10 protein-coding genes are annotated in these 12,630 nt (G+C 42.5%); 1 reads left to right on the top strand and 9 read right to left on the bottom strand.

The genetic code is table 11. From position 1 onward, the window contains the following. Positions 1–84: 84 nt before the first annotated feature. Positions 85–1,044: a class 1b ribonucleoside-diphosphate reductase subunit beta gene (nrdF, locus tag EL081_RS03625; protein ID WP_126404009.1), complete on the top strand. Its 960-nt coding sequence runs from the start codon at positions 85–87 to the stop codon at positions 1,042–1,044. Positions 1,045–1,304: 260 nt separating this feature from the next. Here the strand turns inward: nrdF and alaS are convergent, their stop codons facing one another. From alaS to EL081_RS03570, 9 genes are all read right to left on the bottom strand, one after another. Next, entirely contained in the window at positions 1,305–3,923 is a 2,619-nt protein-coding gene (gene alaS / locus EL081_RS03615) for an alanine--tRNA ligase (RefSeq protein ID WP_126404008.1), read from the bottom strand. A gap of 36 nt (positions 3,924–3,959) precedes the next feature. Further along, positions 3,960–4,442, bottom strand: coding sequence for an LURP-one-related/scramblase family protein (locus tag EL081_RS03610; protein ID WP_125374277.1), 483 nt, complete (start codon positions 4,440–4,442; stop codon positions 3,960–3,962). 290 nt (positions 4,443–4,732) lie between these two features. Beyond that, positions 4,733–5,674 carry a peptidylprolyl isomerase gene (locus EL081_RS03605; RefSeq protein WP_126404007.1) on the bottom strand — a complete coding sequence of 314 codons (942 nt, stop codon included), beginning with the start codon at positions 5,672–5,674 and terminating at the stop codon, positions 4,733–4,735. Positions 5,675–5,751: 77 nt separating this feature from the next. Beyond that, positions 5,752–6,465 carry an O-methyltransferase gene (locus EL081_RS03600; RefSeq protein WP_126404006.1) on the bottom strand — a complete coding sequence of 238 codons (714 nt, stop codon included), beginning with the start codon at positions 6,463–6,465 and terminating at the stop codon, positions 5,752–5,754. Between the two features lies 1 nt (position 6,466). Next, positions 6,467–8,269, bottom strand: coding sequence for an oligoendopeptidase F (gene pepF, locus EL081_RS03595; RefSeq protein WP_126404005.1), 1,803 nt, complete (start codon positions 8,267–8,269; stop codon positions 6,467–6,469). A 69-nt stretch (positions 8,270–8,338) separates the two neighbouring features. After that, a complete protein-coding gene (locus EL081_RS03590) occupies positions 8,339–9,289 on the bottom strand; it encodes a competence protein CoiA (RefSeq protein ID WP_126404004.1) in 951 nt (316 codons plus the stop codon). A 310-nt stretch (positions 9,290–9,599) separates the two neighbouring features. Next, the gene (locus EL081_RS03580) at positions 9,600–10,154 is read right to left on the bottom strand and encodes a hypothetical protein (protein WP_126404003.1); all 555 of its coding nucleotides are present in this window, start codon (positions 10,152–10,154) and stop codon (positions 9,600–9,602) included. Between the two features lie 165 nt (positions 10,155–10,319). After that, a complete protein-coding gene (locus EL081_RS03575; RefSeq protein ID WP_126404002.1) occupies positions 10,320–10,871 on the bottom strand; it encodes a hypothetical protein in 552 nt (183 codons plus the stop codon). A gap of 465 nt (positions 10,872–11,336) precedes the next feature. Next, on the bottom strand, positions 11,337–12,626 hold the full coding sequence (locus tag EL081_RS03570; RefSeq protein ID WP_126404001.1) for a D-alanyl-D-alanine carboxypeptidase family protein: 1,290 nt from the start codon (positions 12,624–12,626) through the stop codon (positions 11,337–11,339). Positions 12,627–12,630: the final 4 nt, after the last annotated feature.

The raw sequence follows: 12,630 nt of genomic DNA, 5'->3' as shown, positions 1-12,630 counted from the left end.
ACTTTTTGTGCAGTATTCTAACAATTGTGTTAGAATAACAATGATTGTATGATTGAATGAATTAGAAAAAGAAAGAGATTTCAAATGGAAACTTACTACAAAGCCATTAACTGGAATGCCATCGAGGATGTCATCGATAAATCTACTTGGGAAAAGCTAACCGAACAATTTTGGTTGGATACACGTATTCCCTTATCAAATGACTTGGACGACTGGAGAAAATTATCTCACAAGGAAAAAGACTTGGTTGGTAAAGTCTTTGGTGGATTGACGCTCTTGGATACCATGCAGTCTGAAACAGGTGTGCAAGCTCTTCGTGCAGATATCCGTACGCCTCATGAAGAAGCTGTCTTTAACAACATCCAATTCATGGAATCTGTCCATGCTAAGTCCTACTCTTCTATCTTTTCTACCTTGAATACTAAGTCAGAAATCGAAGAGATTTTCGAGTGGACCAATACCAATCCCTTCCTTCAGAAGAAGGCAGAGATCATCAATGAAATCTACCTCAATGGGACTCCTCTAGAAAAGAAAGTAGCCAGCGTCTTTCTTGAAACCTTCCTCTTCTACTCTGGTTTCTTCACACCACTCTACTATCTTGGAAACAACAAGTTGGCCAACGTAGCTGAGATCATCAAGTTGATCATTCGTGACGAATCTGTTCACGGAACCTATATCGGCTACAAGTTCCAACTCGGATTTAACGAATTACCAGAAGAGGAACAAGAAAAACTTAAAGAATGGATGTATGACTTGCTCTACACCCTCTATGAGAATGAAGAAGGCTATACAGAGAGCCTCTATGACGGTGTGGGCTGGACAGAGGAAGTCAAGACCTTCCTTCGCTATAACGCTAACAAAGCCCTCATGAACTTGGGACAAGACCCGCTTTTCCCTGACTCAGCGGATGATGTCAACCCCATCGTCATGAACGGGATCTCAACCGGTACATCCAACCATGACTTCTTCTCTCAAGTCGGAAATGGTTACCTTCTCGGTGAAGTAGAAGCCATGCAGGATGACGATTACAACTACGGCCTATAAGACAAAAACCTTTCCAGACGGAAAGGTTTTTTTGTTGCAATCTTTTTGTGATTAGGTTCGCTTCTTTTTAGAAAAAAGAAGCTGGGATAAAAGTCCTAGCCTCTCAATTGTTTTTGAATTGTCGAGCAAGACGCAGTGGTTGAGTGGGCTCTACTACGCTGATTTCATCAGCTTTTACAGCCCTACTCAACTGTGCGGAGGTGGGACGACGAAATCGAATTCTAACGAATTACCGATTTCTGTCCCACTCTCTCCGATTATTACAATTTACCTGCTACGGCATCCAACAATTCTTGGATCTTGGCTTGGTTGCTTCCTCCTGCCATGGCCATGTCTGGTTTTCCACCACCACGTCCATCGACGATTGGAGCCAATTCTTTAACCAAGTTACCTGCGTGGATATCTTTAGTCTTGCTAGCTACGAGAAGGTTGACCTTGTCACCAATAGCTGCGACAAGAACAAGGACGTCTGAGTAGTCTTTTTGTTTCCAGTTATCCGCAAAGGTACGAAGGGCACCTGCATCTGATACAGAAACTTGACTAGCAATGTAACGGTGGCCGTTTGCTTCCTTAACGTCTTTGAAGACATCACCTGCCGCTGCTGCTGCCGCTTTTTCCTTCAATTCAGCATTTTCTTTTTGCAATTGACGGAGTTGTTCTTGAAGTCCTTCAACCTTGTGAGGCACTTCTTTGAGTTGAGGAGCTTTCAAGGTTGCTGCGACGGCTTTCAGTGCATCTTCTTGTTCACGGTAGGCTTCGAAGGCTTCTTTACCAGTCACTGCCAAGATACGACGAGTTCCTGATCCAATCCCTTCTTCTTTGACAATCTTGAAGAGACCGATTTCAGAAGTGTTACCTACGTGAGTACCACCACAAAGTTCAACTGAGTAGTCACCAATCGTTACAACACGGACTTCCTTACCGTATTTCTCACCAAAGAGGGCCATAGCACCCATTTCTTTAGCTGTATCAATATCAGTCTCAACTGTTTCCACTGCGATAGCTTCCCAGATCTTCTCATTGACTTGTTGCTCAATAGCACGCAATTCTTCAGGAGTGACAGCTTGGAAGTGAGTGAAGTCAAAGCGAAGGAATTCTACTTCATTAAGTGAACCTGCTTGAGTTGCATGGTGACCAAGGATATTGTGAAGAGCCGCATGAAGCAAGTGAGTGGCTGTGTGGTTCTTCATGACACGATGACGACGATTGCTATCGATGGCCAAAGTGTATTCTTGGTTCAAAGCAAGTGGCGCAAGAACTTCAACAGTATGAAGTGGTTGTCCGTTTGGTGCTTTCTGTACATCTGTTACTGTCGCTACGACGTTTCCTTGAGCATCCAAGATTTGACCGTGGTCCGCAACTTGTCCACCCATTTCAGCGTAGAATGGAGTTTCTGCAAAAATCAGAGATGCAGTTCCTTCTGTTACAGCTTCTACTTCTGCATTATCCGCTACGATAGCCACCAATTTAGAAGACAATTGGCTAGCATTGTAGTTGAAGACACTTTCTACAGTGATGTTTTGAAGGGTTTCATTTTGCATCCCCATAGATCCGCCTTTGACAGCTGACGCACGCGCACGTTCTTGTTGTTCCTTCATAGCTGCTTCAAAACCTTCACGGTCTACAGTCATTCCAGCTTCTTCAGCAATCTCTTCTGTCAATTCCACTGGGAATCCATAAGTATCGTAGAGTTTGAAGACATCTTGACCAGCGATAACCGTTTGGCCTTTTTCTTTCAAGTCTGCTACGATAGTTTCTGCAAAGTGTTGACCTGAGTGAAGAGTGCGGGCAAATGACTCTTCCTCGCTCTTAACGATTTTTTCAATAAAGTCACGTTTTTCAAGAACTTCTGGGTAGTAGCTTTCCATGATCTTACCAACAGTTGGAACCAGTTTGTAAAGGAAAGGCTCATTGATACCCAATTTTTGACCATGCATAGAGGCACGACGGAGCAAACGACGAAGGACATAACCACGGCCTTCATTTCCTGGAAGGGCACCATCACCGATGGCAAATGAAAGTGAACGGATGTGGTCAGCGATGACCTTGAAGCTCATATTGTCGCCATCTTGGTCGTAGACCTTACCAGACAACTTCTCCACTTCGCGAATGATAGGCATAAATAGGTCTGTTTCAAAGTTAGTCTTAGCACCTTGGATAACAGCTACCAAACGCTCCAAACCAGCGCCCGTATCAATGTTCTTGTGTGGCAATTCCTTGTACTCGCTACGAGGGACAGCTGGGTCAGCATTAAATTGTGACAAGACGATGTTCCAGATCTCGATGTAACGGTCGTTTTCGATATCTTCTGCGAGAAGGCGAATACCAATATTTTCTGGGTCAAAGGCTTCCCCACGGTCAAAGAAGATTTCTGTATCTGGTCCAGAAGGTCCAGCACCAATTTCCCAGAAGTTGTCCTCGATTGGAATCAAGTGACTTGGATCCACGCCCACTTCAATCCAGCGGTTGTAAGAATCTGTATCAGCTGGGTAGTAGGTCATATAGAGTTTTTCTTTGGGGAAGTCAAACCATTCAGGACTTGTCAAAAGTTCATAAGCCCATGTAATAGCTTCGTCACGGAAGTAATCCCCGATTGAGAAGTTCCCCAACATTTCAAACATGGTATGGTGACGCGCCGTCTTCCCTACGTTTTCAATATCGTTGGTACGGATAGCCTTTTGCGCATTGGTAATCCGTGGGTTTTCAGGGATGATGGTCCCGTCAAAGTATTTCTTAAGAGTAGCAACCCCTGAGTTGATCCACAAAAGGGTTGGATCGTTTACTGGAACCAAGCTAACGGATGGTTCTACTGAGTGACCTTTGGTCGCCCAGAAATCAAGCCACATTTGGCGGACTTGTGCACTAGATAATTGTTTCATGTTTTCTCCTCTATTTATTGTTTTCTATTGATCGGCTTAGGAGCCATTCTCCATCATTTCTACATAGTCAATGGCAAGACACAAGGAAATCACGAGATTGGCATATTCCTCTTCATAGACGGATACCTGATAAGTCGACGTCAAGGTAAAGACTTGTTTGCTAATCTCTGCAACCAGCTGGTCCCGATCATCCAATAACTTGAAATCCAAATCCCAGATATTGCCTTCGATACGTAGTCCTAAATTAGAAATATCGTACTTATCACGGAGTAAAGTTAGTTTTTTACGGATGAAAAAACTGGAGCCATCCGCCAATTCTACAGTGAATTGGGGTAAGAGGCTAAAAGGCTTCTTCGTGATATGGCTAACCTTCTGGCCTTCCACATCAAATACCGTAAAGGTCTTGGGAATTTTCAAAAATGAACCTTCTACCTGGTATTCCACCATTCCTAGATCATTTTTGATGTCAAAGCGTTCCCCTCCAAGTCGAAACTTTTGTTTGACCAGATACGTTTTCATCAGTTTCCTCCTGCAAATCCTTATGAAGACCTTTCTCTTATTAGAAAGGATCTCCGGTAGAAATGCTGAAAAAAAGACAAGCTCACTAACGAAGGGCGAAAAACCGCGGTACCACCTTCATTCAATGAACTTGTCATTCTTCATTCGATTATGTAATTGTTCTATTGAGTAGCAAAATCATTCCTCTTCCATGGCTCGCACCCCCGCCACTTCTCTGCATCTGATTCTAAATGATTTATTCTCAACTATCTCATTATACAGATAAATACAATGCTCGTCAACTAATATCCTTATTTAGAAGATGAGCTATCTTCTGTTGTTGCACCAATATTTTGCATGTATTGGTTGAAGGTTGCCTTGAAGGCATCATCTTTCACCTTGATATTGGCATTTGTCATTGCTTTGGCAATGATGCTACGGATAAAGTTGGCATCATTTTTACGTTCTGCCGTCAGAATTTCTTTCAAGCGTTTTTCGTATTTCTTCCAGTCAGATCCTTTTTCTTCCTTCTTAGTTACTTTAACGATATAGTAGGCACCAGCGCTTTTTTGACTAGCAGGATCAATAACGACATCTGAAATACCATTTACATCAAGCTTAGATGCTGCTTCCTTGACACGAGTTGGAACAGTTGTTGTTCCAGAGTCAAATTTGATTTCTCCACCGTTTTCTTTGGTGCTAGCATCTGTAGAGTTTTCTTTGGCAATTTGTGCAAAGTCAGCGCCTTCAGCTTTTACACTTGCAAGAACTTCATTCGCTTTTTCTTCTGAATCCAATTTAATCACATTTGCAGTGATTTCTGGTGTATAAGTTTCAAAGGCTTTTTTATAAGCTTCGTCTGTCAATTCTTTTGAAATAGCTTGGTCAACCGCATACTCTAACAAAAGGTTACTACGAATTTGTTGTTTGTTGGTTTCTTCTGTTAAACCTTGTTGCGTGAGGTAGCTATTGAAGGCTTCACCCAATTGTTTTTTCTGCTCATCAACTTTTTTCTCAACATCTTTGTCTGAGACTTTTGAGCCGTATTCTTTTTCAAAGACTTTATTAATGGTCATTTGGAAAAGGTATTGTTGTGCACCTTGGTTATATTTGATTTCATCATAGAAATCACCAACAGTGATGGTATCCCCCTTCATTGTGACGATATCTTTGTCACTGCCACTTTTTGCACAAGCTGCTAGCGTTACAACGGATAAAAGGGTCACCGCTCCAGCTACAAATTTTTTCTTCATGTTTATTTCTCCATTCTAAAATTCACTTCTACTATTTTACCACAAATTCAACAGGATAACTTAAATAAGTCTAAAAGCTACTCTTCTGTCGGCAAAGAAATCTCTTCCTGATTTTTACGAATCATAAGAATGCCATCTCCGAGGGGAATCAAACTGGTCGTCAAGCTAGGATGGTCCAAAGTGGCATCAAAGAGACGTTGCAAACCTCGATAGATGGTGCGTTGTCCACGACGAACTTCCATAATATCACGCGCCACATCTCCTCCTTGGAAGATATCGTCCAAAATGACTACTCCCCCAACTTCCAATCGTTTGAGAACTTCTGGAAGAAAGACGATGTACTTAGACTTAGCCGAATCCATAAAAATCAAGTCAAAGCGTTGCTCAATATGCTCCAGCAGGTCCACCGCATCACCCTCTAAAAGAGTGATTTGCTTGCGCTGGTCAAAACGAGCAAAGTTTTCCTTGGCAAAACCAATCATTTCCTCGTTGCGATCAATGGTCATAATCTTTGCATCCGGCACTTGCTCCGCCATCAATAGGGCTGAAAAACCAATCGCCGTCCCGATTTCTAAGATCGACTTGGGTTTCATGGTCTGCAAAAAGAGACGGAAGAAAGCAACCGTTTCATGAGGGATGACGGGAATATTCTCCCGACGAGCAAATTCTTCTAGCTCCTTTAAGGCATCCGTAACAGGTGCTTGGCGCTCCCGCATGAAGGAGACAATTTCCTCCTTCACAACTGGGCGGCGCATATTGTGGTTGGCATTTTTACTGTAAGACTCAACCATCTTAGGCCAATCCTAATTTTTCAACCAGTGCCTCAAATTCATTGAGACGACGTTCAAAGACTTCAAAGGCTGCATGGAGGTAGTCTTCTTTTTCCATATCGACACCCGCCTTGCGGATCACGTTGAGTGGATAATCCGAATTTCCAGCCTTCAAATATTCTATGTATTTGTCCTTATCTTCCTGTGTTCCATGAACGATTTTCTCAGCCAAGGCAGAGGCTGCTGCAAAACCAGTTGAATATTGGAAAACATAGTAGTTATAGTAGAAATGAGGAATGCGAGCCCATTCGTATTGGATTTCTGAATTGTCTTCTTTAGAAAGACCATAGTATTTCTCATTCAAGTCCGCATAGAGCTCATTCAAGAATTCGCTGGTCAAGACCTGTCCTTCTTGGTCGGCCTTGTGAATCGCATGTTCAAACTCAGCAAACTGGGTTTGACGGAAGACCGTACCACGGAAACCATCCAAGAAGTGGTTGAGAATAGCAAAACGGGTTTCATCATCTTCTACTTCTGCTAACAGTTGCTCGGTCAAGATATTTTCATTGGTTGTGGAAGCTATCTCAGCAAGGAAGATCGAATAGTCCCCATAGACATAAGGCTGGGTTTCACGGGTATAGCTGGAGTGCATACTGTGACCAGTCTCATGCACCAAGGTGAAGAGATTATCCAATGTATCTTGCCAGTTCAACAACATAAAGGCATTGGTGTCATACGATCCACCTGAATAGGCACCTGAGCGTTTTCCTTGGTTGACATGAACATCGATCCAACGTTCAGTGAAGGCGCGCTTCACGCGGGATAGGTAGTCATCACCAAGCACCGCCAAAGCTTGCTCAGACTTGGCAAGGGCTTCTTCATAGGTGAACTTGTAATCGGTAGAAGATAATGGTGTGTAGACATCATACATCTTCAAATCTTCAATTCCCAAGATTTTTGAGCGGAGTTTCACGTAGCGTTGCAACAAAGGCAAGTGCTTATTCACTGCTTCTACTAGACTATCGTAGACGCTCTCTGGGATAAAGTTAGCAGAAAGAGCTGCCTCACGCGCGCTTGAGAATTTACGAACCTTGGCATTGTAATTGTGAACCTTGACGTTGGTCTGAAGGGTCTTAGCATAGGTATGTTGGTACTGTTCGTAGACACCATACAAGGCCTGGTAAGCTTCCTTACGGACTTGGCGATCCTTAGATTCTACCAAAGAAATATAGTTTCCATGGGTCAACTGTACTTCTTGTCCTTGGTCATCCTTCACCATCGGGAAGACGATATCGGCATTGTCCAAAATCTCAAAGGTTTCACCTGCCGCAGCAAAGATTTCACCCGCTCCTGCTAGTAACTCTTCTTCCTTTTGGGAAAGAACGTGCTCTTTGGTTTTGAGCAATTTGTCAAAGTAATGAGCATAAGCTTCTAAGGCAGGGACTTCTTTCAAGAAGTTGGCATATTGCTCTTCGGTAATCTCCATAAATTCTGGTTCGTAGAAGGCAAAAGTTTCCCCTAAAAAGCTATAAAGAGACATCGCTTTTGATTGGAATTCTTGGTATTTGGCTACGCGTGTATCCTGGTCATTCTTCATATGGGCGTAAACATAGACCTTCTCCAAACGACGGCTCAAGTCCAAATAAACTTCTGTGGTTTCTAATAGGTTAGCTGGAGAAGACAATAGAGAACCTGCAAAATGGGCAGCATCTTTAATGGCTGCAGCTAAAGCAGTTGCTTCTTCCTCCCAAGCTTGGTCTGTCGCAAAAATGGTCGACAAATCCCATTGGTATTTTTCATCAATTTCATTTCGTTGTTTTACCATTACAAAAATCCTCCAATGCTTCTATTCTAACATAATATTAGCATTTGGGGGTATTTGATTGACAGAAATTTAAGCTTTCCAGTTCTGATAAAAACGAGGCGAATAAAGAGTCTGCGTCGCTTTCATTCCGGTTTGGAGATAATAGGTCATAAAGTTCTGGTAATAGCTTCGCCAGTCTCCCTTAATCTGGATAAAACGCGAAGACTTCAGTGGCCGACAAAGGGGATAAAAGGATTCCAAGTCTAAGTCCAGAAGATGCTTTCCTTTCAGATAGAGTTGTTCCTGAAGGGCCATCCACTTAGGATGCCGGTAATACAACTGCTGACGAAGATAGTCCTTAAACTGTCGGTCTAGAGGGACCGTCATTCGTTGCAAGCCTTGTTGGGCATAAGGGGTCCGCAAAACTTCTAATAAGCTCCCTCCATAAAAAGGAAAATGTTGAGTCCGATAATGAAGACGCCCTCGCAAGTCTTGATGGATCAAATAGTGGAGCCGAACTTCCTGCTGCTCTAGGTCCAGCTCCCAGAGATGAAAGCCCCTATTTTGGCTAAAATAGACAAAACCTTCTTGCAGAGCTGACAGGCTTTTCTTGAGCCATAAGTTTTTCCCCAATAACCAATAAACTTGATAACCATGCATGCGATAGGCATCGCTCCGTTCTTTTAAACGCTCCATAGACAAGGAACTACATTGCACTTCTAAGGCAATCTTTTGATCTGGAAGGAGAACATCCGCAATCTGTTGGAGAACCTGCAAAGGACTTTCCACTTCAGCTTGGGTATTTTGTTTGGCCCATCGATAAAGCTCCAACTTTAACTCCAAATGTTCTGGACTCTCCGTTTCATGATGGAAGGGACAAGCCTCTAGGTTGACGTGGGCAAAATGAGGACGCATCACTCGCCCTTTCTTTAAGCGGACTTCCTTTCCACAAAGGAGACAGACAAAGGGACCATCTCTTCTCATCGGAACCTTCTCCAAACAATTCCAACGCTGTTGCTTTGCATCAGCCGCAATAAACATGTCATCACCTCCACTTATATAATTCGTAACTGAAGACGCTTATATTAGAGGAGAAAGAAAAAAGAGAGTGGGACAGAAATCGGTCATTCGTTAGAATTCGATTTCGTCGTCCCACCTCCGCACAGTTGAGTAGGGTTGTAAAAGCTGATGAAATCAGCGTAGTAGAGCCCACTCAACCACTGCGTCTTGCTCGACAATCCAAAGACAATTGAGAGGCCGGACTTTTGTCCCAGCCTCTGTTTAGATATGATCTTACTGACATGTATAGAGAATGTTCATTCATCTTAGACGAGACTATTCATAACGTCGGTTATTGATTTGACTCACTCGTTTTCTCGTCTGATGCCGGATCTTGACTTTCCGCTGATGGGGAGGTCCCATTTTCAGATGCTTCAGCTTGTTTTCGAGCTGTTTCAAATTTTTCAACAATGGTTGCACGAGCATCTTCCGGGACATCGGTGTCTTCAGGCCCTATCGTATCCATGGATTCATTAAAACGGGCCTTGCTCGTTTCCATTTTCTCCTTCAAGTTTTTCAGATAAGTCTCATAGGTCTCTTTTGCAGAGCCCGTGAGTGATGCTCCTGCCTCCTCCGAATGAGCAACTGTTCGGCCCATCATCAAAGCATAGAGAGCTTTAAAATCCCCAACGGTTCTGGCATTTTCAAGTTCCTCATCTGTATACAAAACAAAAGGAGATTCTGAGGATCCTTTCAAGCTGGTCACTTTCTTGCCCTGAGAAGCGCTAGAAGACTGAGCTGTTTTCTGAACTGACTTTTCACTGGACGAGGTCCCTTCTTGATTCGAGCAGGCTACTAGCCCAAGCACTCCCATTAAAGCAACCATTGATAATAGTCTTTTTTTCATTCAATCTCTCCTTTTTATCATTCCACTACCATTCTAGCATCAAGCTAGGTTGCCGTCAATTCATACATGTCCCCTGATTCTTTAAAAAAAGACCAGAGATCAGTCTATCTCCGGTCTATCGATTTATTTGGCTTTTAACCAAAAAGTCCAATGCTAGCAATCTATTTATTCATCTGAATCGCTATCTTCATCGTCTGAATCTTGGTCAACTGGTGACTCTGATGAGTCTTTGACAGAGTCGCGAGCAGTCTTCAACTGTTCAATAAAGTTTTCACGAAACTCTTTTGGAACTTCCGCATTATCATCCCCATAACGCTCAACAGCTTTATTGAATGCTTCCTTAGTTTGTGCAAGAGTCTCCTTAAGCGAATCTGCTGTTTGAGCAAATGTCTCTTTGGCACTTTCAGGAAGAGATTCCATCGATTCAGTCATCAAGCGATTGGATTCATCCACGATTTTTGCTAAGCACTTTTTAAAATCACCAACTGTTTTTAACTTTTCAAGCTCTTCGTCTGATGGGAATACATCACCTGTTGTTTGAGAGCTAGTATTAGAAGAAGTCTTTTCTGCCTTAGATGAGCTAGAAGATTTGCTTGTTACCTTTTCTGTCTTCTCAGTAGATGAAGAAGCTTCGGTTTTTACTTCTTGCTTACCTGAACAAGCTGCAAGCGAAGCAGCTGCCAACAAGGCTGTAGTAGATAAAATCAATTTTTTCATTTGATAACTCCTTTAATATTGATTTGAGACCATTGTATCATCAAATATTTTGACCGTCAAATCAATCACTAGTTCATGATAGATTGTGAAATAATATCCGAAAATGGGGAACAACTGTTCTAGCACTGCTTCTCTCAGAAACCAGATGTTCCTTTGGTTCACTACAAAAAAAGATTTCCGTATTTGGAAATCTTCGAATGTAGACAAACTATTTTTTACTTAAGATATTCGGATGATTAAATAAGAATGACATATATTTTTTAGTCATATAAGAAGATCAAAAACTTTCCGCTGTGAGAAAAGTGCTAGAAACATAATGTTTCTAGCACTCGGGAGTTTTGGAGCCTTAGATCCAAAACTAAGTCATGGAACTTCTTCGAAGTTCGCTGACGTCCGTACTCACCTAAGGAAAGTTTCTAGGAATACTATTTATTTAATTTAAGATTTCCAAATCTGGAAATCTTCTTATTTTCTCTTATATCTCATGTTAAAGAAAATTCTTAGGAAAATGAAGGGAAGGAAGCAACAGAGCCACATTGGATCCCAGCCTTTTTGACGCGTGCTAGTGGACTTCTGATGAGCCCCTTGTACTGCGGTTACAGACTGTGTTTGCTGAATAGACGGAGAAAGAGTTTGCAAGCCATTGGCAATTTGCAGCTGGCCATTTTGAACACTGACCTCTGGATTAGTCCCTCTTTTTACCGTAGCATAGAAGGGTTTGTCTAAGTGATAGGTTTGCCCCTGAATGGTGTGATCCCCCGCCGGTAGAGCCTCTTTGTATTCATAATCTTGATAGAGTCTTTCAATCAGGGCATTTCCAATGACGTGGCGCAGGCTCTCTGCAATTTCTACATCGTAATGGCCAACTCCCATAATGACTTGGACAAATCGCTGGTTCCCACGATTAACCGTCAAGGTGTAATTATAATCCGCAGTCGGACTAGAGCCTGTTTTCAGACCATCCGCTCCCTTTAGAGAATACCTTCCACCTTCTAAAGAATAATTATAATTCTCATGCGTTTCTTCATAATCTGTACCCTCAAAGAGAGTAATCTTAGCATTTTTAGTGTAGTTGAGGATTTCAGGAAACTCATTGACCATGTGATATGCCAAAATAGCCATATCTCTCGCTGTTGTTTGGTTAATGGCGTGTTGATCATAGCGTGTCGGATTATAGTAGCCATCCAAGACTGCAGTTGGGGCACCATTAGGATTGTTCCACTTGGTATTGGTCATTCCAATTTCTTGGGCCCGCTGGTTCATCAAATCCAAGAATTTATCCGGATCTCCTCCAGACACCTTATTGGCAATCATGATGGTAGCGGCACTAGATGAAGGAACAAAAATCATATTCAGGAGGGTCGATACCTTGTATTTAGCACCCGCCACAATGGGACTATTGCTCAACTTCTGGTTTTGCGAAATTGCTACATCTGTTTCTGTCGCTGTAATTTGGGTATCATAATCCAGCTGCCCTTCTTGAATGGCTTTCAGAAGAACGTAGACGGACATCAATTTAGCCATACTACCGGAGTCACGAGGAGCATCAATATTATCTCCATAAACAATCGCTCCTGTGTGAGCATCAACAACAATATCGGCCTTAGGACGGAAAAACTCATCCACCGAAGTCCCTGATTTTTCTGTGATTGACATGATGTCTTCTTGTTGGTAAAGATCATCCGCCCTTACGAGCATTGGAAAACATAGGCAACCAAGGGAAAGTGTCGCAAATAAGGCACGTTTAAACTTCATTCTC

Origin of the sequence: Streptococcus viridans (assembly GCF_900636365.1) — a bacterium.
GTDB lineage: Bacteria > Bacillota > Bacilli > Lactobacillales > Streptococcaceae > Streptococcus > Streptococcus viridans_A.
Note: the sequence above shows the minus strand (reverse complement) of the source record. Positions and strands in the feature narration are given on the sequence as shown.